The organism is Streptomyces sp. NPDC043812, from assembly GCF_056436245.1.
In genome coordinates, this window is sequence record NZ_JBWKCY010000003.1 from 12388 (window position 1) to 37047 (window position 24660).

At 70.9% G+C, this 24660-nt stretch carries 20 protein-coding genes; 10 read left to right on the plus strand and 10 right to left on the minus strand.

Translation table 11 applies throughout. From position 1 onward, the window contains the following. The first annotated feature begins 64 nt into the window (after nucleotides 1-64). A complete protein-coding gene (locus AC067Z_RS05140; RefSeq protein WP_478788075.1) occupies nucleotides 65-646 on the plus strand; it encodes a TIGR03086 family metal-binding protein in 582 nt (193 codons plus the stop codon). A 122-nt stretch (nucleotides 647-768) separates the two neighbouring features. After that, nucleotides 769-2883 carry a molybdopterin oxidoreductase family protein gene (locus AC067Z_RS05145; RefSeq protein WP_478788076.1) on the plus strand — a complete coding sequence of 705 codons (2115 nt, stop codon included), beginning with the start codon at nucleotides 769-771 and terminating at the stop codon, nucleotides 2881-2883. A gap of 33 nt (nucleotides 2884-2916) precedes the next feature. Here the strand turns inward: AC067Z_RS05145 and AC067Z_RS05150 are convergent, their stop codons facing one another. The 5 genes from AC067Z_RS05150 to AC067Z_RS05170 all read right to left on the minus strand — a co-directional run bounded on the left by AC067Z_RS05150 (nucleotide 2917) and on the right by AC067Z_RS05170 (nucleotide 8022). Beyond that, entirely contained in the window at nucleotides 2917-3348 is a 432-nt protein-coding gene (locus tag AC067Z_RS05150) for a gamma-glutamylcyclotransferase family protein (RefSeq protein WP_478788077.1), read from the minus strand. Continuing rightward, on the minus strand, nucleotides 3345-3677 hold the full coding sequence (gene cutA / locus AC067Z_RS05155) for a divalent-cation tolerance protein CutA (protein WP_478788473.1): 333 nt from the start codon (nucleotides 3675-3677) through the stop codon (nucleotides 3345-3347). The genes AC067Z_RS05150 and cutA overlap by 4 nt, the downstream gene beginning before the upstream one ends. Before the next feature lie 121 nt (nucleotides 3678-3798). After that, the gene (locus tag AC067Z_RS05160; RefSeq protein ID WP_478788078.1) at nucleotides 3799-5679 is read right to left on the minus strand and encodes an ABC transporter ATP-binding protein; all 1881 of its coding nucleotides are present in this window, start codon (nucleotides 5677-5679) and stop codon (nucleotides 3799-3801) included. Further along, nucleotides 5676-7409, minus strand: coding sequence for an ABC transporter ATP-binding protein (locus AC067Z_RS05165; protein ID WP_478788079.1), 1734 nt, complete (start codon nucleotides 7407-7409; stop codon nucleotides 5676-5678). Before AC067Z_RS05165 ends, AC067Z_RS05160 begins: the two co-directional genes overlap by 4 nt. A 10-nt stretch (nucleotides 7410-7419) precedes the next feature. Then, entirely contained in the window at nucleotides 7420-8022 is a 603-nt protein-coding gene (locus AC067Z_RS05170) for an NADPH-dependent FMN reductase (protein WP_478788080.1), read from the minus strand. 346 nt (nucleotides 8023-8368) lie between these two features. On the opposite strand from AC067Z_RS05170, the gene AC067Z_RS05175 reads away from it, so the two are divergent. From AC067Z_RS05175 to AC067Z_RS05185, 3 genes are all read left to right on the plus strand, one after another. Next, nucleotides 8369-8875, plus strand: a complete 507-nt coding sequence (locus AC067Z_RS05175; protein WP_478788081.1) for a hypothetical protein — start codon at nucleotides 8369-8371, stop codon at nucleotides 8873-8875. Between the two features lie 111 nt (nucleotides 8876-8986). Next, on the plus strand, nucleotides 8987-9631 hold the full coding sequence (locus AC067Z_RS05180) for a class F sortase (protein WP_478788082.1): 645 nt from the start codon (nucleotides 8987-8989) through the stop codon (nucleotides 9629-9631). A gap of 68 nt (nucleotides 9632-9699) precedes the next feature. Beyond that, nucleotides 9700-10221 (plus strand): hypothetical protein, encoded by a 522-nt coding sequence (locus tag AC067Z_RS05185; protein WP_478788083.1) that lies wholly within the window; start codon nucleotides 9700-9702, stop codon nucleotides 10219-10221. A 12-nt stretch (nucleotides 10222-10233) separates the two neighbouring features. On the opposite strand, the gene AC067Z_RS05190 is transcribed toward AC067Z_RS05185, so the two are convergent. Continuing rightward, nucleotides 10234-11019: a sulfite exporter TauE/SafE family protein gene (locus AC067Z_RS05190; protein WP_478788084.1), complete on the minus strand. Its 786-nt coding sequence runs from the start codon at nucleotides 11017-11019 to the stop codon at nucleotides 10234-10236. A 281-nt stretch (nucleotides 11020-11300) separates the two neighbouring features. Between AC067Z_RS05190 and AC067Z_RS05195 the strand changes: the two genes are divergently transcribed. Genes AC067Z_RS05195 through nirD form a run of 3 tightly spaced genes read left to right on the plus strand, consistent with a single transcriptional unit; the run spans nucleotide 11301 to nucleotide 15470 of the window. Further along, complete coding sequence (locus AC067Z_RS05195) at nucleotides 11301-12497, plus strand: NAD(P)/FAD-dependent oxidoreductase (protein ID WP_478788085.1); 1197 nt, start codon at nucleotides 11301-11303, stop codon at nucleotides 12495-12497. 1 nt (nucleotide 12498) lies between these two features. Then, complete coding sequence (gene nirB, locus AC067Z_RS05200) at nucleotides 12499-15111, plus strand: nitrite reductase large subunit NirB (RefSeq protein WP_478788086.1); 2613 nt, start codon at nucleotides 12499-12501, stop codon at nucleotides 15109-15111. Further along, nucleotides 15108-15470 carry a nitrite reductase small subunit NirD gene (gene nirD / locus AC067Z_RS05205; protein WP_478788087.1) on the plus strand — a complete coding sequence of 121 codons (363 nt, stop codon included), beginning with the start codon at nucleotides 15108-15110 and terminating at the stop codon, nucleotides 15468-15470. Before nirB ends, nirD begins: the two co-directional genes overlap by 4 nt. A gap of 127 nt (nucleotides 15471-15597) precedes the next feature. Here the strand turns inward: nirD and AC067Z_RS05210 are convergent, their stop codons facing one another. Beyond that, complete coding sequence (locus AC067Z_RS05210; RefSeq protein ID WP_478788088.1) at nucleotides 15598-16008, minus strand: VOC family protein; 411 nt, start codon at nucleotides 16006-16008, stop codon at nucleotides 15598-15600. Nucleotides 16009-16242: 234 nt separating this feature from the next. Between AC067Z_RS05210 and AC067Z_RS05215 the strand changes: the two genes are divergently transcribed. Continuing rightward, nucleotides 16243-17403, plus strand: coding sequence for an alkaline phosphatase PhoX (locus tag AC067Z_RS05215; RefSeq protein WP_478788089.1), 1161 nt, complete (start codon nucleotides 16243-16245; stop codon nucleotides 17401-17403). On the opposite strand, the gene AC067Z_RS05220 is transcribed toward AC067Z_RS05215, so the two are convergent. The 3 genes from AC067Z_RS05220 to dusB all read right to left on the minus strand — a co-directional run bounded on the left by AC067Z_RS05220 (nucleotide 17373) and on the right by dusB (nucleotide 23185). Continuing rightward, complete coding sequence (locus AC067Z_RS05220; RefSeq protein ID WP_478788090.1) at nucleotides 17373-18392, minus strand: ArsR/SmtB family transcription factor; 1020 nt, start codon at nucleotides 18390-18392, stop codon at nucleotides 17373-17375. The genes AC067Z_RS05215 and AC067Z_RS05220 overlap by 31 nt on opposite strands. Nucleotides 18393-18930: 538 nt before the next feature. Next, nucleotides 18931-21639, minus strand: a complete 2709-nt coding sequence (ppdK, locus tag AC067Z_RS05225) for a pyruvate, phosphate dikinase (RefSeq protein WP_478788091.1) — start codon at nucleotides 21637-21639, stop codon at nucleotides 18931-18933. Nucleotides 21640-22033: 394 nt separating this feature from the next. Then, nucleotides 22034-23185, minus strand: coding sequence for a tRNA dihydrouridine synthase DusB (gene dusB, locus AC067Z_RS05230; protein ID WP_478788092.1), 1152 nt, complete (start codon nucleotides 23183-23185; stop codon nucleotides 22034-22036). Nucleotides 23186-23237: 52 nt separating this feature from the next. Here dusB and AC067Z_RS05235 point away from each other — a divergent pair, with 52 nt between their 5' ends. Next, nucleotides 23238-24659: an MFS transporter gene (locus tag AC067Z_RS05235; RefSeq protein WP_478788093.1), complete on the plus strand. Its 1422-nt coding sequence runs from the start codon at nucleotides 23238-23240 to the stop codon at nucleotides 24657-24659. Nucleotide 24660 lies beyond the last annotated feature (1 nt).

The window sequence follows — 24660 nt, forward strand, 5'->3', positions numbered from 1 at the left end:
CACGCGCGACGCGGCAGCCCCGGCACGCTCGCTTCCGGGTCCCCGGCGCGCGACAGTGACCCGCATGAACAACGACGTGGCCGCGCTGCTCTCCCGGCACTCCGAAGCCCTCGCCCTCTTCACCGACCGTGTGCACGCGGTGGGGCCCGACCAGTGGGACGATCCGACGCCGTGCACGGAGTGGTCCGTACGCGATCTCGTCAATCACCTCACGGCGGAGCAGCTGTGGGTGCCGGACCTGGTGACCGACGGTGCGGGCATCGACGACGTGGGCGACGCGTACGACGGCGACGTGCTGGGCGAGCGCCCGCGGGCGGCATGGGACGCGGCCGCACGCGCCGCACGCAAGGCGTTCGCCGCCGAAGGAGCGCTGGAGCAGACCGTGCGCCTGTCGTACGGCCAGACCCCGGCCGTCGCCTACTGCGCGCAGATGACCGCGGACGCGGTGGTCCACGCGTGGGACCTGTCCCGGGCGATCGGCGCTTCGGAGCGGTTGCCGGACGCACTTGTCGCCTTCGCGCTGGAGGAGGTCACCCCGTACGCGGACGAGCTGGCGAAGTCGGGGCTGTTCGCCCCGCCGGTCGAGCCGCCGCCGGGCGACAGCGCCCAGTCCCGGCTGCTGGCGATGCTGGGCCGCAGGGGCTGAACAGCAGGTCCGCGTCCGGTCCGCGGCCTCACGGGGCCACGGACCGGAGACGGAGGGCGGTGTACCGCGCCCGTAATGTGCCGCGTCCGCCCACGTAACACGGATGTTCCACGCTGGGCATCATGCGCGACGAGACCATCCCGACCCACTGCCCCTACTGCGCCCTGCAGTGCGGCATGAACCTGCGCGCCGGCCCTGCCGCCGGGCCTGCCGGCGAGCGGGTCGTCGAGGTGGTGGAGCGCGCCGATTTCCCCGTGAACCGCGGTGCTCTGTGCGGCAAGGGCCGCACCGCCCCCTCTCTGCTCTCCTCCCGGGTGCGCCTGACCGAGCCGCTCATCCGATCCCATGCCACAGGCCGGCTCGAGCCGGCCACCTGGGAGGAGGCCCTGCATACGATCGCCGACGGCCTGCGGCGCACACGGCAGGAGCACGGCGCCGACGCGGTGGGCGTCTTCGGCGGCGGCGGGCTGACCAACGAGAAGGCGTACACGCTGGGCAAGTTCGCCCGGATCGTGCTCGGCACCTCCCAGATCGACTACAACGGCCGCTTCTGCATGTCGTCGGCCGCCGCCGCGCACAACAAGGCTTTCGGTGTGGACCGCGGGCTGCCGTTCCCCATGGAGGACATCCCGAGGACCGGCTGTGTGATCCTCGTCGGCTCCAACCTGGCCGAGACGATGCCGCCCGCGCTGCGCTATCTGACCGAGCTGAAGGACAACGGCGGCAAGCTGATCGTCATCGACCCGCGGCGCACGAAGACCGCCGAGCAGGCGGATCTGCATCTCGCGCCGCGCCCCGGCACGGATCTCGCGCTGGCGCTCGGACTGCTGCATGTGATCGTGGCGGAGGGCCGCACGGACGAGGAGTTCATCGCGGACCGCACGAGCGGATGGGCGGACGCCCGGGCCGCTGCGATGGCGCACTGGCCGGAGCTGGTCGAGCGCATCACGGGCGTCGGAGTGCCCCAACTGCGGGAGACCGTACGGATGTTCTGCGACGCGCCGTCGGGCATGGTGCTCACCGCGCGCGGGCCCGAGCAGCATTCGAAGGGCACGGACACGGTCAGCGCCTGGATCAATCTGTGCCTGGCCACGGGCCGCGCCGGCCGTCCGCTGTCCGGCTACGGATGTCTCACCGGGCAGGGCAACGGGCAGGGCGGCCGTGAGCACGGGCAGAAGGCCGACCAGCTGCCCGGCTACCGCAAGCTGGACGACCCGGCGGCGCGGGCGCACGTCGCCGAGGTGTGGGGCGTGGCCCCCGAGTCGCTGCCGGGGCCCGGGCGCAGCGCCTACGAACTTCTGGACGCTCTCGGCGGTGACGTGAAGTCGCTGCTGCTGATGGGCTCCAACCCGGTGGTGTCGGCGCCGCGCGCCGCGCACATCGAGGGGCGGTTGAAGTCGCTCGACTTCCTCGCCGTCGCGGACGTCGTGCTGTCGGAGACCGCGGCGCTCGCCGACGTGGTGCTGCCGGTGACGCAGTGGGCGGAGGAGACCGGCACCACGACGAACCTGGAGGGCAGGGTGCTGCTGCGCCGGCGGGCGGTCGACGCGCCGCCCGGGGTCCGCAGCGATCTCGAGGTGCTGGGCGCGCTGGCGGAACTGCTCGGCCACGAGAAGGGATTCCCGTCCGACCCGGAGGAGGTCTTCGAGGAGCTACGCCGGGCGTCGGCGGGCGGGCCGGCCGACTACTCGGGGATCACGTACCGCAGGATCGCGGCGGAGAACGGCGTGTTCTGGCCGTGCCCCGAGCAGCCGGACGAGGAGGCCCACCCCGGCACTCCGCGGCTGTTCCTCGACCGGTTCTCCACGGCGGACGGGCGTGCACGGTTCGTCGCGGTCGGGCACCGGCCCGCCGCGGAGGAGCCCGACGCCGAGTACCCGGTGCTGCTGACGACCGGCCGGGTGGTGGCCCAGTACCAGTCGGGCGCACAGACCCGTCGGGTGGACGAGCTGAACGCCGCCGCGCCCGGACCATTCGTGGAGCTGCACCCGCAGCTGGCGGAACGGCTCGGTGTGCTGGACGGCGCCCCGGTCGCGGTCGTGTCGCGGCGGGGGCGGGCCGTCGGCCCTGCCCGCATCACCAACGGGATCAGGCCGGACACGGTGTTCATGCCGTTCCACTGGCCGGGCGAGGGCCGGGTGAACACGGTGACGAACCCGGCGCTCGACCCGACGTCGCGGATGCCGGAGTTCAAGGTGTGCGCGGTACGGGTGGAGCCGGCGCCCGCCCCCGCCTGACAGACGGGTCCGGGCGGGCGGGGCGCCACGGGGTCATGCGCCCGCCCGCCCGGACCAGTCGCCGCCCGCGACCGGTGTCCCGTGCTTCCGCAGCCCGCGGGCGACACCGTCCGCGGCGACGTAGACCCAGGCCCGTATCGCGGTGCCGTCGGCGCGGACCACCTCGCGCACCACCCGCTCGTACAGATTCCGGGGGTGGCCGGGCGCGACGTACTCCTCCAGCCGGTCGAGGGTCTTCAGGAGCCGGGCGTACTCCTGCGGTGCGGCCGTGACCGCCTCGCCCGCGACCGTGCCGCCGGTGCCCGGGTCGTCCACGGCGTACGGGTAGCCGGGGCCTTCGTAGAGCAGCGCGCCGTGCAGGGTCGCCGGTTCCTCGGCGGCGGTGCGTCCGGCGAGGAACAGGTCGTGGTTGCGTTCGCCCGGGCGCAGGGTGCCGTAGACGAAGAAGGGGAGCGCGTCGGTCACGGGGCCGTGGTCTCCGCCCGGACCCAGGCCGCGTAGGCCGCACCGGCGCGCGCGACCGGCAGCGCGATGATCTCCGGTGTCTCGTAGTCGTGCGCGGCGGTCAGATGGGCTTCGAGAGCGTCGTAGCAGGCGGGGGTGGTCTTGAAGAGGACCTGCCACTCCTCCGCGCTCTCGATCGCGTTCTGCCAGCGGTAGACCGAGGTCACCGGGGCCGAGATCTGCGCGCAGGCGGCGAGCCGGGCCTCGACCGCGCCCTGGGCGAGTTCGTGCGCCTTGTCCGCGCTGTCGGTGGTGGTCAGTACGGCGAGCAGCGGCGGCGCGGCGGGCATGGGCTCCACGGCACGGGCTCCTTTGCGGTCCTGGGAATGTCCGCAAAGTATCGCCGTCCGGGGGCGTCCTGCCGCATGTGTACGCGGAGCCCGCGACCGGACTCCGCGTACACATTCCGCGTCAGGCGGCCTGCGCGGCGGCGAACTGCGCCGCGTACAGCCGCGCGTACGCCCCGCCGCGCGCGGTCAGTTCGTCGTGGGTGCCCTGTTCGACGATCCGGCCGTCCTCCATCACCAGGATCACGTCCGCGTCCCGGATCGTGGAGAGCCGGTGGGCGATGACGAAACTGGTCCGGCCCTCGCGCAGCGATGACATGGCGCGCTGGACGAGCACCTCGGTACGGGTGTCGACGGAGCTGGTCGCCTCGTCGAGCACCAGGATGGAGGGATCGGTGAGGAACGCCCGGGCGATCGTGAGCAGTTGCTTCTCGCCCGCGCTCAGGCCCGCGCCCTCCTCGTCGACGACGGTGTCGTAGCCGTCGGGCAGCGTGCGGATGAAGCGGTCGGCGTGGGTGGCCATCGCCGCGGCGACGACCTGCTCGCGGGAGACCTCGCCGGGCACCCCGTAGGCGATGTTGTCGGCGATCGTGCCGCCGAACAGCCAGGTGTCCTGGAGGACCATGCCGATGCCCGAGCGCAGCTGCTCGCGGGGCATCCTGCCCACGTCGGCCCCACCGATGGTGATCCGGCCGCCGGTCACCTCGTAGAACCGCATCAGCAGGTTGACGAGTGTCGTCTTGCCCGCACCTGTGGGGCCGACGATGGCGACGGTCTGTCCCGGTTCGACGGTCAGCGACAGGTCCTCGACGAGCGGTGTGGCTGGCTCGTAGCGGAAGGACACGTTCTCGAAGACGACCCGGGCCCTGGCGTGGTGCGGGCCGGGTCCCGGCGCGGCGGCCGGGTCCGGGGACTGCTCCTCGGCGTCCAGCAGGTCGAAGACCCGCTCGGCGGAGGCGACTCCGGACTGGAGCAGATTGGCCATGGCTGCCACCTGGTTGATGGGGCCGTTGAACTCGTAGGAGTACTGCACGAAGGCCTGGACGTCGCCGACGGACAGCGCGCCGGAGGCGACGCGGAGCCCGCCGACCACCGCGATCAGCACATAGTTGAGGTTGCCGACGAAGCCGAGCGCGGGCTGGATGAAGCCGGACACGACCTGCGCGCGCAGACTCGACGCGTACAGCCTGCCGCCCAGTTCGTCGAAGGTGGCGACGGCCTGCTCACGGCGGCCGAAGGCGCGGACCTCGGCGTGGCCGGTGTACATCTCCTCGACATGGGCGTTGAGCCTGCCGGTGACGGACCACTGCTCGACGAACTGCGGCTGGGCCCGCCTGCCGATGAGCGCCGCCACGTACACCGACAGCGGCACGGTCGCCACGGCGACGAGGGCGAGCAGCGGCGAGATCCAGAACATCATGACCAGCACGCCGACGATGGTGAGCACGGCCCGCACCATCTGGCTGGACGCCTGCTGCATGGTCTGGGTGATGTTGTCGATGTCGTTGGTGGTGCGGGAGAGGACCTCGCCACGAGGCTGTTTGTCGAAGTAGGACAGCGGCAGCCGTGACAGCTTCGTCTGCGCCTGTTCGCGCAGCCGGTGGCCGACCCGCTGCACCACGGTCATGGCCAGCCGCATCTGGATCAGGGTGAGTCCGCTGGAGACGGCGATCAGGCCGAGGACGGTGGCCAGTACCTCGGCCACCGCCCGGAAGTCGACGCCGCCGGGGGCGGTCACGCCGTCGACGACGAGGTCGGTGGCGTGACCGAGCAGCTTCGGGCCGAGGACGGCGAGCGCGACGGCGGCGGTGCCGGCGACGAGCACGCCGAGGAGCAGGGGGCGTTCGGGTGCGGTCATCCGCAGCAGCCGCAGGCCGGAGGCGCGGAAGTGCAGTGAGCGTTCCAGGGAGGGCGAGCCGATGCCCGCGGGCCCGCGCTGCTGGGGGCTCGGCCCCCGGCGCGGGGGTGCGCTGCTTCCGCCGGGGCTCTGTGGAGCGGCGCTCATGCGGCTTCCTCCTCGGTGAGCTGGGAGAGGACGATCTCCCGGTAGGTGGGGCTGTCCCGCATGAGTTCGTGGTGGGTGCCGGAGCCGACGACCCGGCCCTCGTCGAGGACCACGATCCGGTCGGCGCCGCGGATGGTGGACACCCGCTGGGCGACGATGACGACGGTCGCCTCGGCGGTCTCGGCGGCCAGTGCTGCCCGCAGTGCGGCGTCGGTGGCGAAGTCGAGCGCGGAGAACGAGTCGTCGTAGAGGTGGACCGCGGGCCGGGCGACGAGCACCCGTGCGATGGCCAGTCGCTGGCGCTGTCCGCCGGAGAGGTTGACCCCGCCCTGGGCGACCGGGGCGTCGAGGCCGCCGTCCAGCTTCGTCACGAAGTCGGCGGCCTGGGCGACGGTGAGCGCGTGCCGGAGTTCGGCGTCGGTCGCGTCGGGATTGCCGTAGCGCAGATTGGAGGCGACGGTCCCGGAGAACAGGTACGGCTTCTGGGACACGATGCCGACGGTGCGGGCGAGCAGTGCCGGGTCGATGTCCCGGACGTCCGCTCCCCCGACCCGGATCTCGCCGCCGGTGGCGTCGAACAGCCGGGCCACGAGGCTCAGCAGGGTTGTCTTGCCGCTGCCGGTGGACCCGATGACGGCGGTGGTACGGCCGGGGCGTGCGGTGAACGTCACGGACCTGAGGACCGGTTCCTCCGCGCCCGGATAGCTGAAGTCGACGTCGCGCAGCTCCAGCAGGCCGGGTTCGCGCAGCGCGTGCACGGGGGCGGAGCGCGGGACGATGTCCGGTTCGGTGTCGAGGACTTCGCCGATGCGTTCGGCGCTGACCTCGGCGCGCGGCAGGTGCATCATCAGGAACAGGACCATCATGACGGCCATCAGGATCTGAGTCAGATAGCCGAGGAACGCGACGAGCGAACCGGCCTGCAGGGACCCGGAGTCGAGCCGGTGGCCGCCGATCCAGATGACGGCGACGGTGGCCAACTCCCAGACGAGCAGAACGGTCGGGAACATCATGGCCTGCAGCCGTCCTGCCCGCAGTCCCGCCGCGAGCAGCCCGTCGTTGGCGTCCGCGAACCGCCGTTGTTCGTGCCGGTCGCGGACGAAGGCGCGGATGACGCGGATGCCGGTGATCTGCTCCCGCATCACCCGGCCGACCAGATCGATCCGGGTCTGCATGCCGCGGAACACCGGCGGCAGCCGGCGGACGATCACGCCGACGGACAGGGCGAGGACGGGGACGAACACGATCAGCAGCAGGGAGAGCGGCAGGTCCTGGGACAGGGCCATCGCGACGCCGCCCAGGCACATCAGGGGTGCCGCGACGAGCATGGTCAGCATGAGCAGCGTGAGCGTCTGCACCTGCTGGACGTCGTTGGTGGTGCGGGTGATCAGGGACGAGGCGCCGAAGCGGCCGATGTCGCGTACGGACAGGTCCTGGACGTGGCGGAAGACGGCGGAGCGCAGATCGCGGCCGATGCCCATGGCGATCCGTGCCCCGCAGTACACGGCGGCGGCCGCGGCGGAGACCTGGAGGACGGTGACGACGATCATCAGTGCGCCGGTGGACAGGACGTGGCCGGTGTCGCCGCGCAGTACACCGTTGTTGATGATGTCGGCATTGAGGGTGGGCAGGGAGAGGGTGGCGAGCGACTGGATCAGCTGGAGGACGACGACGAGCGCGATCGTCCGCCGGTAGGGGCCCAGTCGGGCGACGACGAGTTTCAGCAGCACGGCGGCGTCCTCAGCTCGCGTAGGGGCGCACGGACTTGGCGTCGCGCAGTGCGGTGCCCCACCAGGCCAGCTGGTCGAGCATCGTCTTGGCGGCGGCGTCGGGCGCGGCGGGGTCGAGGTGGTTGCCCTCGTCGTCGAAGTGGGTGCCGGCGTTGTGGAAGGAGACGGTGTCGCGGACGGTGACGGCGTGCATCTCGGCGAAGACCTGGCGCAGTTGCTCGACGGCGCGCAGGCCGCCGGAGATGCCGCCGTAGGAGACGAAGGCGACGGGCTTGGCCCGCCATTCGCCGAAGTGCCAGTCGATCAGGGACTTGAGGGCTGCGGGGAAGGAGTGGTTGTACTCGGGGGTGAGGACGACGAAGGCGTCGGCGTCGGCCAGCTTGGGAGTGACCCTGGCCAGTTCGGCCCGGACGGCGGCCGAGGGCTTGTAGGACAGGGCGGTGGGCAGCTCTGTCTCGGCGAGATCGACGAGGTCGACGGTGAAGTCCTCGCGCAGGGCGGCACGGGAGAGGAACCAGTCGGCGACGACGGGGCCGAAACGGCCTTCGCGGTTGCTTCCGAGGATGACGGCAAGCTTCAAGGGGGCCTGAACGGCAGGCGTGTGGAGATCCATACGAAAGAGCCTCGTACCTCAAGTTTGGTTGAGGTCAAGTACCGATCTCCGGACAGTGTGCAGCGAGGCACGACGGGCGTGACGGCCATACGCCCTCCGGGAGCCGGAAGCCGGTCGCGACACGCATCCGAACGGCGTACACACACCGTCCGTCACCCGTTCACCACGCGGCGTATCCCCATCCTGGCCCCAGCCGCGACACCGCGCGTGACCTGCGGCGACGCACCCTGTCCAGCGCGACACGCCGAATGAGGCCCGCCTATCTGATTGACCATCAGCAGGCAGGGCGTGCGGCGGGGCTCTTACCTCGGAAGGGACGGACCACGGCACGCCTCCCGGAGGACCCATGCGCACCACCGCCCGCCTGTTGACCGGCACCGCGCTGGTCATAGCCTCGATGGGCATCGGCGCCCCAGCAACGTTCGCCGGGGACTCCGGAACGCTGGAGATCTACCCGTCGACCGCCGCCCCGGGCGACACGGTGACCGTGAGCACCGAGGCCTGCGGCGACAACGGCCACGGCGTCGGTGACGCCGGCTCCCTCGGCGCGGGCGAATTCAAACTGTCGCCCGGCACGCACAAGGAGGTCGCGGTCGGGCAGTTCACCGTGCCGGACGACGCAGATTCCGGGACGTACGGCATCGGCGTCGAATGCAAGAACGGCGAGGAGGCCACCGGGGATGTGACCGTCCGCGGCGAGCAGAGCCCGAGCGGCCACGTGAAGACGGGCATCGGCGGCAGCGTCGGCCCGGACACCACCCAGATCGCGGCGGGCGTGGCAGTACTTGCCGCGGCCGCCGTAGGCGGGACCCTGCTCCTGCGCCGCCGGGCGAGCGGCGCGCAGGGCAGCTGACGGGCCGGTTCCGACCGGTTCCGCACCGCCCGAGCCCCCGCTCCCGTCCCGGCCCCGAGCCGACGGGGGCGGGGTGCGAGCCGTTCCGGCTCGACACCACCCGGAGGACTGATGACCGCCAAGGTCAAGGGCTGGGGCATAGCCGCGGCCGCGTGCGCGGGCCTGTGGCTGGTGCAGAACGGCGTACGGGACGTGACCCCGCCCATGCCGTCGGCCGCCGAGGCGTTCGCGGCGGGCCCGAACCAGTACACCGACGCGGCCGCCGATCCGCTGCCCCCCTCCGCGCCACTGCGGCTGCGCATCCCCGAGATCGACGTGGACGCCCCGGTGACCGCGCTGGGGCTGGCGCGGGACGGCAGCCTGGAGGTGCCGCCGGCCGCCGACCGCAATCTGGCCGGCTGGTTCGAGGACGGCACCACCCCCGGCGCCAGGGGCACCGCGATAGTGGCCGGCCATGTGGACAACGCACGGGGGCCGTCCGTCTTCTACAGCCTCGGCGCACTGAAGAAGGGCAACCGCATCGAGATCTCCCGCGATGACGGCCGGACCGCCGTGTTCACCATCGACGCGATCGAGGTCTACGAGGCGGACGCCTTCCCCGACAAGAAGGTCTACGGCCCGAGCGACCGGGCGGAACTGCGGGTGATCACCTGCGGAGGCGGCTTCTCCGAGAAGACGGGCTACCAGGGCAACGTCGTGGCGTACGGACATCTGATCGGCGTCCGGGAGCCCGCGAGCGCCGCGGCAAAAAGCTAGCCATGGACATAGTAGCCATGTACCGTATTTCTGTCCGCCCGACCCGATACCGAGTTTCCAGGAGTGTCATGTCCACCGTGCCCGCCACCGCACCGTTGCTGAACAGCCGGATCCTGGGCCAGGCCCACCACGCGGCCCGCGCCCTGCTGGAGCGCGAGCTCGTCCGCACCGGCAACACGTTCTTCCACTCCATCGCACTGAACGCGCTGGCCGCCCAGGGCGGCACCGCCGAGCGCGACGCGATCGTGGAGCAGATGACGTCCACCCTGAGGATCGCCCCGGCCGAGGCGCTGGCGGCGCTCACCGAGCTCACCGGGACGGGGCTCGTCGAGGCCGTCGTGTCCGGCCACGGCATCGACGGTCACGACGGCCTCGACGGCAAGGGATTCGACAAGGGCGAGGGGGCACGGATCGGGCTCACCGAGCAGGGCCGGGCCCTGCAGTCCCGGCTCGCGGCGTTCGCCGCCGAGACCGCGCCCCTCGTCTACGGGGACATCCCCGAGGAGGACCTCGCCGTCGCCGGCCGCGTCCTGCTCCAGGTCACCGAGCGGGCCAACGCCCTCTACGCGCGCACCGCGGACCGCGGCTGAGCACCGCCTGCCCTACGCGGCCCATTGGTCGAAGCCCAGCTTCGCGACCAGCGAGAAGACGACGACGAGCAGCACCCCGCGGACGAACTCGCTGCCCTTGCGCAGGGCCATGCGTGCGCCGATCATGGCGCCCGCCAGATTGAATACCGCCAACAGGGCAGCCAGTTGCCACATCACGGTGCCCTGGTACGCGAACATCGCCAGCGCGCCGGCGTTGGTGCAGACATTGACGATCTTGGCGGTCGCCGAGGCGGCCACCAGATCCAGATGCAGAACGGCGGTCAGCGCCAGCACCAGGAACGTGCCGGTGCCCGGCCCGAACAGACCGTCGTAGAAGCCGATGCCGCCGCCGACGAGGACGACCGCCGCGACCGCGCGGGCCCGCGTCACGCGACGCCGGTCCTCGGCGGGTGCCGTGCCGAACGAAGGCCGCAGCATCACGAAGGCCGCGACCCCGACCAGCACGACCATGATCACCGGACGCAGTACGTCACTGCTGATGCCCGCCGCGAAGAAGGCCCCCGCCATGGAGCCCGCGAGCGCGGTGAGTCCGATCCGCAACGCGGTCCCCACCGCTACCGGCGCCTTGCGCACATAGGTCACCGCGGCGCCCGAGGTGCCGACGATGGCGACGGCCTTGTTGGTGCCCAGGACGGTCGCGGCCGGTGTGCTCGGCAGCCCGAGCAGCAGCGCGGGCAGCAGGAGCAGTCCCCCGCCGCCGACCACGGCGTCGATCCAGCCGGCTGCTGCGGCGGCGAGGCAGAGGAAGAGGAGGGTGGTCAGGGATATGTCGGGCACGGCGCGACCTTACGGAGGGGATAGGTGTGCCGTCCAACGATCGCGGCAGGTTTGAGCGTGACCTGAGGTTCTGCCCTCCCGTGACCGGGCGCGGTTCTCCCTCCCCGTGACCGGGCGGAGCCCTCCCTTGCCGCGACCGGGCGACGCCGTGCGACCGGCCCACGCCCCTCACCGCACCGCCCGCGCCCTCACAGCACCGCCCGCCCCTCGCTGAGGGCAAGGTTCCTCGCGGGAAACAGAAGGGAACCTGCCGGGTAACACCGACGACGCACGCTGCATGCATGACTTCGGAGATCGTGGTGATCGGCGGCGGGACGGCAGGCGCGCGGCTCGCGCGTCAGCTCGGCGCGGGTGCCCGCGTCACGGTCCTCGGCGAGGAGACGCACGCGCCCTACAACCGGGTGCTGCTCGCGGAGGTGCTCGCGGGCCGGTACGGCCCCGAGGTCATCGCGCTGCCCGAGGTGCCGGTGCGGCGCGGTGTGCGGGTGACCGCCATCGACCGCGAGCAGCGGCAGGTGCGCTGCGCGGACGGTACGACGGTCGGCTACGACCGCCTCGTGCTGGCGACCGGCTCCAACCCGGTCCTGCCGCCTCTCCGCGGAATCGGCCCGGGGCTCCCGGAAGGCGTGCACCCCTTCCGCACCCTCGACGACTGCGCCGCCCTGTCGGACGCCGTCCGGCCCGGGACGCGGGCGGTCGTCGTCGGCGGCGGTCTGCTCGGGGTGTCCGCGGCCCGTGCGCTGGCCACTCGCGGCGCGAAGGTGGTGCTGGCCCAGCAGGGCGAGCACCTGATGGAGCGCCAGCTGGACGTTTCCGCGTCCGCGTTGCTCCGCGCCCACCTGGAGCTCCTCGGTGTCGAAGTGCACACCGAGTGCCGCGTCCGCGGGCTGCGGACCACACCCGAGGGTGCGGTCGCCGCCGTGGTCCTGGCCGACGGCTTCGCACTGGACGCCGAGATCGTCGTCCTGGCCTGCGGGGTGCGGCCCCGCGTCGGTCTGGCGGTCGACGCGGGCCTCGATGTGCGCAAGGGCATCGTCGTCGACGACGAACTGCGCACCTCGGACCCGTACATCCACGCCATCGGCGACTGCGCCGAGCACCACGGCGTGGTCCACGGTCTCGCGGGCCCGGCGCTGGAACAGGCGGACGTCCTCGCGTCCGTGCTGAACTCCGACGGCGCCCGCTACACCGGCACCCGGGCGCTGACCCGGCTCACACTCTCCTCGGCCACGAGTCCGCTCGATCTGGCCGCGTTCGGCGACCCGACCCCCCGCCCGGGGGACGACGTCGTCCAGCTCGCCGACGCCACCCGGGGCGCGTACCGCAAGGTCGTCGTCCGCGGGGACCGGCTCGTCGGCGGGGTGCTGCTCGGGGATCTCGCCGCGGTAGGCGCGCTCGCCCGGGCCTGGGAGGGCGACGAGGCCCTTCCCGACTCCGTGCCCCTGCTCCACCTGCTCACCAATGATGGAGGCCTCTGACATGGCTGCGATGTCCGCGATGTCCACCCCCGCGATCACTCCCACGATCGTGGTCGTCGGCCACGGCATGGTCGGCCAGCGATTCCTCGAGGCCCTCGCCGACCGTGGTGTCACCGAGCGGGCGCGGATCATCGTGCTGTGCGAGGAGCCCCGGCCGGCCTACGACCGGGTCCGCCTCACCTCGTACTTCTCCGGGAACACGCCCGACGACCTGTCGATGGTCGAGGACGGCTTCCTGGAGAAGCACGGCATCGAACTGCACCTGGACGACCCGGCGGAGTCGGTCGACACCACGGCTCGCACGGTCACCTCGCGCGCCGGGCTGAGCTTCACCTACGACTCGCTGGTGCTGGCGACCGGCTCGTACCCCTTCGTGCCGCCGGTGCCGGGCAAGGACGCCGAGGGCTGTTTCGTCTACCGCACGATCGAGGACCTGCTCGCGATCGAGGAGTACGCGAAGACGGCCCGTACCGGCGCGGTCGTCGGCGGCGGACTGCTCGGTCTGGAGGCGGCCGGTGCCCTGAAGGGGCTCGGGCTCGAGACGCACATCGTCGAGTTCGCACCGCGGCTGATGCCGGTGCAGGTCGACGAGGGCGGCGGCGCGGCGCTGCTGCGCACCATCGAGAACATGGGGCTGAGCGTCCACACCGGCGTCGGCACCCAGGAGGTCACCGCCGACGAGAGCGGCGCGGTCAACGGTATGGCCCTGTCGGACGGTTCGGTGCTCCCCACCGACCTGGTCGTCTTCTCCGCCGGCGTACGGCCCCGGGACCAGCTCGCCCGGGACGCCGGTCTGGCGGTCGGTGAGCGCGGCGGCATCATCGTCGACGAGCAGTGCCGTACCTCGGCCCCGGCCGTGTACGCGATCGGCGAGTGCGCGCTCGCTTCGGACGGGCGGGTGTACGGACTGGTCGCCCCCGGTTACGAGATGGCCGAGACGGTGGCTGCCGCGCTGGAGGGCGAGGTCAAGTCGTTCACGGGCGCGGACCTGTCCACCAAGCTGAAGCTCCTCGGCGTGGACGTCGCCTCGTTCGGCGACGCGCACGGCACGGCCGACGGCTGCCTCGACGTCGTCTACTCCGACTCGCGCGCCGGTCTCTACAAGAAGCTGGTCATCGGCAGCGACGGCACGCTGCTCGGCGGCATCCTCGTCGGCGACGCCGAGGCGTACGGCACGCTGCGCGCCTTCACCGGCTCCGTGCCGCCGATGTCGCCCGAGCAGCTGGTGCTGCCCGCGGGCGCCGGTGCGCCGGTCGCGCTCGGGCCCTCCGCGCTGCCCGACGAGGCCGTGATCTGCTCCTGCCACAACGTCACCAAGGGCACCATCCGCGGGGCGGTCACCGAGCACTCCTGCACCACGGTGCCGGAGGTGAAGAAGTGCACCAAGGCCGGTACGGGATGCGGCAGTTGCGTCAAGGTGCTGGGCCAGCTGGTCAACGCCGAGCTGGAGGCATCGGGTGTCGAGGTCGACAAGGGACTGTGCGGCTGCTTCGGACAGACCCGCCAGGAGCTGTACGAAATCGTGCGCGCGCTGCGCATCACCTCGTACCAGAGGCTCCTGGACGCGCAGGGCCGGGAGGCGGCACGCGGCGGTGACGGCTGCGAGATCTGCAAGCCGGCCGTCGGTTCGATCATCGCCTCGCTGGCACCGACGATCGGTGCGAGCGGCTACGTCCTGGAGGGCGAGCAGGCGGCGCTCCAGGACACCAACGACCACTTCCTCGCCAACATGCAGAAGAACGGCTCGTACTCGATCGTGCCGCGCATCCCGGGCGGTGAGATCACTCCCGAGAAGCTGATCGTCATCGGCGAGGTGGCACGCGATTTCGGTCTGTACACGAAGATCACCGGAGGTCAGCGGATCGATCTGTTCGGCGCGCGGGTCGACCAGTTGCCGCAGATCTGGGGCCGGCTGGTGGACGCGGGCTTCGAGTCGGGGCACGCGTACGGCAAGGCGCTGCGGACCGTGAAGTCCTGTGTGGGGCAGACCTGGTGCCGCTACGGAGTGCAGGACTCGGTTCGCATGGCGATCGATCTGGAGCTGCGCTACCGGGGTCTGCGCTCGCCGCACAAGCTGAAGTCGGCGGTCTCGGGCTGCCAGCGCGAGTGCGCGGAGGCCCAGTCCAAGGACTTCGGCGTGATCGCCACGGCCAACGGCTGGAACCTGTACGTCGGGGGCAACGGCGGTGCGACTCCCCGCCACGCCGATCTGCTCGCGCAGGACCTGTCCGACGGTGAGCTGATCCGCCTGATCGACCGGTTCCTCATGTTCTACATCCGCACCGCCGACCGGCTCGAGCGGACCTCGACCTGGCTGGAGCGGATCGAGGGCGGCCTCGACCACGTGCGTGACGTGGTGGTGGACGACACGCTGGGCATCTGCGCCGAGCTGGAGTCCCTGATGGCCGACCACGTCGCCGGCTACCGCGACGAGTGGGCCGAGACGCTCAACGACCCCGAGCGGCTGCTGCGGTTCGTGTCGTTCGTCAACGCACCCGATGTGCCGGACCCCACGGTGAGGTTCGTGCCCGAGCGCGACCAGGTCAAGCCCGATCTGCCGCTGCTGTCCATCCGTCCGCTGGACGAAGCCCTGGAAGGTACTGCCGCCCGATGACTGTCGCCCCTGAGAAGACGCTGCAGAACACGGACACGATGCTCCAGCTCCGGCTGGGCGAGGAGTGGCTGGCGGTCTGCCCGCTGCCCCGCCTCACGCGCGGCCGCGGGGTCACCGCCCTGCTGCCGGACGGCCGCCAGGTCGCGCTGTTCCTGGACCGTGACGGTACTCCGTACGCGATCGACAACCGCGACCCGTTCAGCGGCGCGCAGGTCCTGGCGCGCGGGCTGATCGGCTCGGCCGCGGGCCGTCCGTTCGTCGCGTCGCCGCTGCTCAAGCAGCGTTTCGACCTGGAGAGCGGACGCTGCCTCGACGACGAGGAGATGGCGGTGCGGGCGTACGAGGTGCGGCTGTACTGAGCCGGTTCGCCGGGTTCCCGACTCCGCTCACGCGTCGTCTGTCACTGCCCTGACCCTTCGCGACGCGTGGGCGGCACCACCACCGTCTGCCGGGCCGCTTCGAGCGGCCCGGCAGACGTGTTGTCGTTCAGCCCGCCTGCTGCATGGCCTCGACGTCCATCCACATGACCTCCCACAGGTGGTTGTCGGGGTCCTGGAAGGAGCGGCCGTACATGAAGCCGTGGTCCTGGGGTTCGTTGGACGGCGAACCGCCGGCGGCCAGCGCGCCGTCGACGAGCTCGTCGACCTTCTCGCGGCTCTCGGCACTCAGGCACAGGATGGCCTCGGTGGAGGTGGCGGCATCCACGATGTCCTTCTTGGTGAACTGCTTGAAGTAGGGCTCGGTCAGCAGCATGGCGTAGATGGTGTCGCTGATGACGAGACAGGCGGCGTTCTCGTCGCTGAACTGGGGGTTGAACGAGTAACCCAGCTTCGTCCAGAAGGACTTGCTCGCCTCCAGGTCCTTGACGGGCAGGTTCACGAAGATCATCTGGGTCATGATGGGCTCTCTCTCGTCATGCGCTCCGCTGTGCGGCGCGTTCAAAGGGTCAGACGGACGGTCCGGGCGATACTCATCGGTGTCCGGACGCGAATTTTCTTCACACGGCCCACCGCCTCACGGTCACCCTCCGTTGAGGAGGCCGCAACTCGGCGCACCTAGGTTCTGCGAACGCGCGACCCCGCTGGGCCGACCGGCACGGCGGGGCGGTCGTCACCACCCCTGGAGTGACAAGTGGAACGTCGCAGTTTCCTGCGCGGAGCGGTCGTCGGCACATCGGCCGCGGCCTTCGGCTTCACCCTGTGGCAGGGCGCCGCCTCCGCGGCTCCCGCGCAGCCCGGCGCGGGCCCCTACGGCGCGCTCGGTGCCGCCGACGCGAACGGGATCCGGCTCCCCGCCGGGTTCACCAGCCGAGTGATCGCCCGGTCCGGCCAGACGGTCGGCTCCACCTCGTACACCTGGCACAGCGCCCCTGACGGCGGCGCCTGCTACCCCGACGGCAGCGGGTGGATCTACGTCTCCAACTCGGAGATCAACCCCTCCGGCGGCGCGAGCGCCGTGAAGTTCGGCGCGACCGGCACGATCACCGGCGCCTACCGCATCCTGTCGAACACCCGCCAGAACTGCGCGGGCGGCAGGACCCCGTGGAACACCTGGCTGTCCTGCGAGGAGGTCAGCCTCGGTTACGTCTACGAGGCCGATCCGTACGGCGTGAACGCCGCCGCGCAGCGCCCGGCGATGGGCCGCTTCAAGCACGAGGCCGCTGCCGCCGACCCGGTCCGCAAGGTGATCTATCTGACCGAGGACGAGACCAGCGGCTGCCTGTACCGCTTCGTCCCCACCACCTGGGGCAACCTGTCCGCCGGCACCCTGCAGGTGCTGGTGGCGGGCACGGCCACGTCCGGCTCGTTCAGCTGGGCGAACGTGCCCGACCCGGACGGCTCCCCCACGGCCACCCGCAGCCAGGTGTCGGGCGCGAAGAAGTTCAACGGCGGCGAGGGCTGCCACTACGCGAACGACACCGTCTGGTTCACCACCAAGGGCGACAACCGCCTGTGGCAGCTGAACCTGGCGTCGAACACCTATGAACTGGCCTACGACGACTCGCTGGTGGTCGGCGGCGGCGCGCCGCTGACCGGCGTCGACAACGTCACCGGCGCCACGTCCGGCGATCTGTTCGTCGCCGAGGACGGCGGCGACATGGAGATCTGTGTGATCACCCCGAACGACGTCGTCGCGCCGTTCCTGCGGATCAGCGGTCAGTCCTCCTCGGAGATCACCGGGCCCGCCTTCTCCCCCGACGGCAGCCGGCTGTACTTCTCCAGCCAGCGCGGCACCAGCGGCAGTTCGTCCGGTGGTATCACCTACGAGGTGACCGGGCCGTTCCGCGCGTAACGCTCGGCCTCCTCCGTGGCGCCGCCGCGCAGCAGGGCGGCGCCCAACGGAGTCAGGGTGTGCAGCACCGCGTTGCCGTGCCGCAGGGTCACCACAAGTCCGGCGTCGCGCAGCACCCCCGCGTGCTGGCTCGCGGAGGCCAGGGACACCCCTGCCCTGCGGGCCAGTTCACTGGTCGTGCAGCCGTTGCGGATGGCCTGCAGCACCGCGGAGCGCGTATGGCCGACCAGCTTGCCGAGGGAAGGGCCCGCGGCGTCCCCGAAGGCCGGCTCGCCGCCGTGCGAGACGGGGTAGACGAGTACCGGCGGCAGCGACGGGTCACGCAGGACCACGGGGGTGCCGCGACAGAAGAACGACGGCTGGAGCAGCAGTCCCCGCCCGTCGAGGTGCAGTTCCCGGTCGACCGGGTAGTCGGCCTCCAGCACGGGGGCGCGCCAGCGCAGCACCGGCGGCAGCGAGTCGAGCAGTTCGCCGGCACCGCCGTTGAGGAGAGCGCGGCCGCGCACGGCCCGGTCGGCCTCCACCCGCGCCTGCAGGTGCGGCCAGTACGGCTCCACGGCGGCCCGGTAGTAGGCGCGCAGGGCGTCCACGAGGCGGGAGACGGCCTCCTGCCTGCCTTCGGCGAGGGCGAGCAGCCGGGCGGGCAGGGCGCAGCGGGGCGGGCGGTGTCCGGCCGCCAGGGCGAGCTCGTTCTGCAGCCGGGCGGGCGCAGTGGCCCGGAGCGCCTCCAGCCCCGCGTCGAGGCCGTCACGGCCCTCCGCGGGCGTCAGAAAGTCGGGGAAATAACCGCGGGGCGGCACCAGTTGGGCAAGGAGGCGTGTTTCACCTTTCAACCGGGCCCGCGCCTCGGAGCGCCATTCGCCGAAGACGAGTGCGCCTCTGCGGTCGCGCAATCGATGAAAACTGAGAATCGATTCCCACAACGCGTCCGGCCTGGCCGCCATCCGTACTCCGGCCAGGTCGTCCGCACTGAAATGAATTCGAAGCACCGAACCCCCACATGTTGCATCCGCAATCGCCCCCATCACTGAGTATGCATGCAATCACACGTTGTTACCACGGTGTTTCAGCCACAGTTGAAACGCCTCGCGGGACCACCCTGGCAACCGAAAGGCTGTACGACGTCGGGCATGAAACCTACTTCACCGATGTGACGCAGCAAGGACCGTGGGGGGCCCCTGCGTCCGGCGGCGGTGGCGGAGGTTGCGGCTCCGTGTCCGGCACGGGTAATGGGGCGCGGTCGACGGGTGGGGATCCGTCGGCCGCGCTCCGCCTCTTCTTTGCGCAACGAACGGCGGAAATTCGATTCCCGTTAAACGTACGCAATTCAACTGAACGACTAATCAGCAGGCACGTATCACGTCATTGCGGGCACGCTGACATAGGGAAGGGGCGGGCGCCCCGCACAGGCGCCCGCCCCTTCCGCTGTGATGTTCCGGAACCGCCACCGGGTTGCCGGTGAGGGTCGCGGTACCGGGCTCCGGGGTGCACCCCCGGAGCCCGGTGACGGCTCCGGACCTACGAGCCTTACCGGGAGTCGCTCCCGGCCGAGCCGGCAGCGGCACGGCCCGCCTCGAGGCGCGCCACCGGGATGCGGAACGGCGAGCAGGACACGTAGTCCAGGCCCACCTCGTGGAAGAAGTGCACCGACTCGGGGTCGCCGCCGTGCTCGCCGCAGACACCCAGCTTGAGGTCGGGGCGGGTGGCCCGGCCGGCCTCCACAGCACTGCGTACGAGCGAGCCGACGCCGTCCTTGTCGATGGTCTCGAACGGCGAGACCCCGAAGATGCCCTTCTCCAGGTACGCGGTGAAGAAGCTGGCCTCCACGTCGTCGCGGGAGAAGCCCCACACGGTCTGGGTGAGGTCGTTCGTGCCGAAGGAGAAGAACTGCGCCGCCTCGGCGATCTGACCGGCGGTCAGCGCGGCGCGCGGCAGCTCGATCATGGTGCCGATGGTCAGCCGCAGGTCGGTGCCCGTGGCGGCCTCCACCTCGGCGATGACCTGGTCGGCCTCCTCGCGCACGATCTCCAGCTCCTGGACGGTGCCCACCAGCGGAATCATGATCTCCGCGCGCGGGTCGCCCTTGGCGTTCTTCCGCGCGGCCGCGGCCTCGGCGATCGCCCGCACCTGCATGGCGAACAGACCGGGGATGACCAGGCCGAGACGGACACCGCGCAGGCCCAGCATCGGGTTCTGCTCGTGCAGCTTGTGCACGGCCTGGAGCAGGCGCAGGTCGTTCTCGTTGGCGTCCTTGCGGGACTCGGCGAGGGCGACGCGCACCGACAGCTCGGTGATGTCGGGCAGGAACTCGTGCAGCGGCGGGTCGAGCAGACGGACCGTCACCGGCAGACCGTCCATCGCCTCGAAGAGCTCGACGAAGTCCTTCTTCTGCAGCGGCAGCAGGGCGCCGAGCGCCTGCTCGCGCTCGTCGTCCGTGTCGGCGAGGATCAGCCGCTCGACCATCTCGCGGCGCTCACCGAGGAACATGTGCTCGGTGCGGCACAGGCCGATGCCCTGGGCGCCGAAGCGGCGGGCACGCAGCGCGTCCTCGGCGTTGTCGGCGTTGGCCCGTACGCGCAGCCGGCGGACCCGGTCGGCGTAGGCCATGATCCGGTGCACGGCGGCGACGAGTTCGTCGGCGTCGTCGGCGCCCGCGTGCATCCGGCCCTCGAAGTACTCGACGACCGGGGAGGGCACGACCGGCACCTCGCCGAGGTAGACCTTGCCGGTGGAGCCGTCGATGGAGACGACGTCGCCCTCCTCGATGACCGTCCCGCCCACCGTCATCCGGCGGCGCTTGGTGTCGACCTCGAGGTCCTCGGCGCCGCAGACACAGGTCTTGCCCATGCCGCGCGCGACGACGGCCGCGTGCGAGGTCTTGCCGCCGCGGGAGGTGAGGATGCCCTCCGCCGCGATCATGCCGTCCAGGTCGTCCGGGTTGGTCTCACGGCGGATGAGGATGACCTTCTCCCCGGACCGGGACCACTTGACCGCGGTGTAGGAGTCGAAGACGGCCTTGCCGACCGCCGCGCCCGGGGAGGCGGCGATGCCGCGGCCGAGCAGCTCGGTCTTCGCGGTGTCGTCGAAGCGCGGGAACATCAGCTGGGCGAGCTGGGCGCCGTTGACGCGCTGCAGCGCCTCGGCCTCGTCGATCAGGCCCTGGTCCACGAGCTGGGTGGCGATACGGAAGGCGGCACCGGCGGTGCGCTTGCCGACCCGGGTCTGCAGCATCCACAGCTGGCCGCGCTCGATGGTGAACTCGATGTCGCACAGGTCCTTGTAGTGCGTCTCGAGGGTTTCCATGATCTGCATCAGCTGGTCGTACGACTTCTTGTCGATCGACTCGAGCTCGGCGAGCGGCACGGTGTTGCGGATACCCGCGACGACGTCCTCGCCCTGCGCGTTCTGCAGGTAGTCGCCGTAGACGCCCTGGTGGCCGGAGGCGGGGTCACGGGTGAAGGCGACGCCGGTGCCGGAGTCCGGGCCGAGGTTGCCGAAGACCATGGAGCAGACGTTCACGGCGGTGCCCAGGTCGCCGGGGATGCGCTCCTGGCGGCGGTAGAGCTTGGCCCGGTCGGTGTTCCACGAGTCGAAGACCGCGTGGATGGCGAGGTCCATCTGCTCGCGCGGGTCCTGCGGGAAGTCGCGTCCGGCCTCGGTCTTGACGATCTTCTTGAAGTGCTTGACCAGCTTCTTCAGGTCGGCCGCGTCGAGGTCGGTGTCGACGGTGACCTTCTTGGCCGCCTTGGCCTCGTCGAGGGCCTCCTCGAAGAGCTCGCCGTCGACACCCAGCACGGTCTTGCCGAACATCTGGATGAGGCGGCGGTAGGAGTCCCACGCGAAGCGCTCGTCGCCGGCCTGCGAGGCGAGCCCGGTCACGGACTCGTCGGAGAGCCCGATGTTGAGGACGGTGTCCATCATTCCGGGCATCGAGAACTTGGCGCCCGAGCGTACGGATACGAGCAGCGGGTCGTCGGCCTGGCCGAGCTTCTTGCCCATGGACTGCTCCAGGGCGTCGAGGTGCGCACTCACCTCGTCGCGGAGCGCCGCCGGCTCCTCACCGCTGTCGAGGTAGACCTTGCACGCCTCGGTGGTGATCGTGAAGCCGGGAGGGACGGGAAGGCCGAGGTTGGTCATCTCGGCGAGGTTCGCACCCTTACCGCCGAGCAGGTCCTTCAGGTCCTTGTTGCCCTCGGTGAAGTCGTAGACGAACTTCTGATCTTTGTTTTCCGACACGGGTCTCGACTCCTCGAGGACTCGGTGGCTGCCCTGACGGCGAGGAACATACCCAGATCGAAGGCACCTCGGTACGTCCACTTGCGCGTCATACGGCCTTAACCACTCGTCCGCCAGCAGATCGAAAGTGTTGCGGGGCGTCGCAGGTTTGGAGTCTCGTGTTCAAGTCCTGAAGCAATCACCACGGACAGCAATCGATCGAGGCGATTTGATCAGCATAGTGTCACGACAAGCCTCGGAATCCGAAGACCAAAGGGATGGCACTCAGTGCCACCCTTTGAGAGGTGCAGCCGTCCGCATATCGCTCATCTGAGCGCACCCCCTATCAGGGGTGGCGAGAATCACGCCGCCCGAGGTGACGAAATTCCAACATCCGGACCCGCCGTGACACCGGTCAGCCGCCCGAAGTGTCCAGTTCAGCGTCCTCGCCGACACCCGCGCAGTCGTACGGATCCTTCAGCCAGCCGTCCGGAAGCACCACACGGTTGTTTCCCGAGGTCCGGCCGCGCGGGCCGTCCGCGCCCACCGGCCACGGCTGATCCAGATCCAGCTCGCTCAACTGAGCGCCCAGTTCGTCCAGCGAGGAGGTGATCGCGAGCTTCTTGCGCATCTCGGAGCCGACCGCGAAGCCCTTGAGGTACCAGGCCACGTGCTTACGGAAGTCGACCACCCCGCGCGACTCGTCGCCGATCCACTCCCCGAGCAGCGTCGCGTGCCGCAGCATCACGTCCGCCACCTGCCGCAGCGTCGGGCGAGCGCGGTCCTCGCGGCCCTCGAAGGCCGCCACCAGGTCCCCGAACAGCCAGGGGCGCCCGAGGCAGCCGCGGCCCACGACCACGCCGTCGCAACCGGTCTCGCGCACCATCCGCAGAGCGTCGTCCGCCGACCAGATGTCGCCGTTGCCCAGCACCGGGATCTCGGGAACGTGTTCCTTCAAGCGCGCGATCGCGTCCCAGTCCGCCGTGCCGCCGTAGTGCTGCGCTGCCGTACGCCCGTGCAGCGCGATCGCCGTGACACCCTCCTCGACCGCGATGCGTCCCGCGTCGAGATAGGTGATGTGGTCGTCGTCGATGCCCTTGCGCATCTTCATCGTGACCGGCAGAGCGCCCGCGTTGGACACGGCCTCGTTCAGGATCGCGCGCAGCAGCGGCCGCTTGTAGGGGAGCGCGGAGCCGCCGCCCTTGCGGGTGACCTTGGGGACCGGGCAGCCGAAGTTCAGGTCGATGTGGTCGGCCAGACCCTCGTCCACGATCATGCGCACGGCCTTGCCGACCGTGACCGGGTCCACTCCGTACAGCTGGATCGAGCGCGGGGTCTCCGTCTCGTCGAAGTGGATGAGCTGCATCGTCTTGTCGTTGCGCTCGACCAGCGCCCGCGTGGTGATCATCTCGCTGACGAACAGGCCCTTGCCGCCACTGAAGTCCCTGCACAGCGTGCGGAAGGGCGCGTTCGTGATGCCGGCCATGGGCGCGAGAACCACCGGCGGCTGCACGGTGTGCGGGCCGATCCGGAGCATGGTCGTGGAGGCGGGGGCGAGCGTGGTCATTCGCCCATTGTCGCGCACTGCCGGAATCGCTCGTCGGGCGTACTGTTCCCGCATGCCCGAGATCGGCCGCCGGCGCCGGATGGTGATCCTGGCGATCTGCTGCATGAGCCTGCTGATCGTCAGCCTCGACAACACCGTCCTCAATGTCGCCCTGCCCTCGCTGCGGAACGAGTTCGACGCCTCCGTCGCCGGGATGCAGTGGGTGATCGACGCCTACACGCTCGTCCTCGCGTCCCTGCTGATGCTCGCCGGCTCCACCGCCGACCGGATCGGACGCCGCAAGGTCTTCCAGGCCGGGCTCGTCCTGTTCACCGTCGGTTCGCTGCTCTGCTCGCTCGCCCCGAGCCTCGATTCCCTCATCGCCTTCCGGATGGTGCAGGCCGCCGGGGGCTCCATGCTCAACCCGGTCGCGATGTCGATCATCACCAACACCTTCACCGACCCACGGGAGCGCGCCCGCGCGATCGGGGTGTGGGGCGGCGTCGTCGGCATCTCGATGGCCGCAGGGCCCGTCGTCGGCGGTGTGCTCGTCGACTCCGTCGGCTGGCGGTCCATCTTCTGGGTCAACCTCCCCGTCGGAATCGCCGCTCTCCTGCTCACCTGGCGCTACGTCCCGGAGTCGCGTGCGCCCAGGCCCCGCCGCCCCGACCCCGTCGGCCAGCTCCTGGTGATGGTGCTCCTCGGCTCGCTCACGTACGCGATCATCGAGGTGGACCCCCTCTTCGGTGCGCTCGCCGCTGCCGCGCTCGTGGCGCTGCTGCTGTACGAGCCGAGGCGCCGCGACCCCCTGATCGATCTGCGGTTCTTCCGCAGCGCCCCGTTCAGCGGGGCGACCGTCATCGCGGTGTGCGCGTTCGCCTCGCTCGGCGGCTTCCTGTTCCTCAACACCCTGTACCTGCAGGACGTGAGGGGCTTCTCCGCCCTGCACGCCGGGCTCTACATGCTGCCGATGGCCGGCCTCACCTTTGTCTGCGCGCCGCTGTCGGGCCGGCTCGTGGCGAGCCGGGGGCCGCGGCTCCCGCTGCTGGTCGGGGGCGCCGGGATGGGGCTGTGCGGAGTGCTGTTCGCGGCTTTCGAGGCGGAGACCTCGCAGACGCTGCTGTTCACCGGTTACGTCCTGTTCGGCCTGGGCTTCGGCATGGTGAACGCGCCCATCACGAATACCGCCGTCTCCGGGATGCCCCGCGCCCAGGCCGGAGTCGCCTCCGCCGTCGCCTCCACCAGCCGCCAGATCGGCCAGACACTCGGTGTCGCCGTCATCGGCGCCGTACTCGCCGCCGGTGTCTCCGCGTCCTCCCACACCGACGGCTTCGTCGCCGCGAGCCGCCCCGCCTGGTGGGTGATCGCCGGCTGCGGGCTGTGCGTGGTGGTCGTCGGCTGGCTCACCAGCGGCAGGTGGGCACGGGAGTCCGCGAGCCGCACGGCACAGCGGCTGGCCGACCCCTGCGAGGAGTCGGTCCGCGCGTCCCGGTGAC

Bases quoted from the DNA above. Each gene is read 5' to 3' on its own strand.
- AC067Z_RS05160 (WP_478788078.1), bottom strand. From the start codon at position 5,679: ATGAGCGCCGCTCCACAGAGCCCCGGCGGAAGCAGCGCACCCCCGCGC.
- nirB (WP_478788086.1), top strand. From the start codon at position 12,499: ATGGCTGCGATGTCCGCGATGTCCACCCCCGCGATCACTCCCACGATC.
- AC067Z_RS05170 (WP_478788080.1), bottom strand. From the start codon at position 8,022: ATGGATCTCCACACGCCTGCCGTTCAGGCCCCCTTGAAGCTTGCCGTC.
- AC067Z_RS05195 (WP_478788085.1), top strand. From the start codon at position 11,301: ATGACTTCGGAGATCGTGGTGATCGGCGGCGGGACGGCAGGCGCGCGG.
- AC067Z_RS05140 (WP_478788075.1), top strand. From the start codon at position 65: ATGAACAACGACGTGGCCGCGCTGCTCTCCCGGCACTCCGAAGCCCTC.
- AC067Z_RS05180 (WP_478788082.1), top strand. From the start codon at position 8,987: ATGACCGCCAAGGTCAAGGGCTGGGGCATAGCCGCGGCCGCGTGCGCG.
- AC067Z_RS05175 (WP_478788081.1), top strand. From the start codon at position 8,369: ATGCGCACCACCGCCCGCCTGTTGACCGGCACCGCGCTGGTCATAGCC.
- dusB (WP_478788092.1), bottom strand. From the start codon at position 23,185: ATGACCACGCTCGCCCCCGCCTCCACGACCATGCTCCGGATCGGCCCG.
- AC067Z_RS05210 (WP_478788088.1), bottom strand. From the start codon at position 16,008: ATGACCCAGATGATCTTCGTGAACCTGCCCGTCAAGGACCTGGAGGCG.
- cutA (WP_478788473.1), bottom strand. From the start codon at position 3,677: ATGCCCGCCGCGCCGCCGCTGCTCGCCGTACTGACCACCACCGACAGC.
- AC067Z_RS05235 (WP_478788093.1), top strand. From the start codon at position 23,238: ATGCCCGAGATCGGCCGCCGGCGCCGGATGGTGATCCTGGCGATCTGC.
- nirD (WP_478788087.1), top strand. From the start codon at position 15,108: ATGACTGTCGCCCCTGAGAAGACGCTGCAGAACACGGACACGATGCTC.
- AC067Z_RS05145 (WP_478788076.1), top strand. From the start codon at position 769: ATGCGCGACGAGACCATCCCGACCCACTGCCCCTACTGCGCCCTGCAG.
- AC067Z_RS05185 (WP_478788083.1), top strand. From the start codon at position 9,700: ATGTCCACCGTGCCCGCCACCGCACCGTTGCTGAACAGCCGGATCCTG.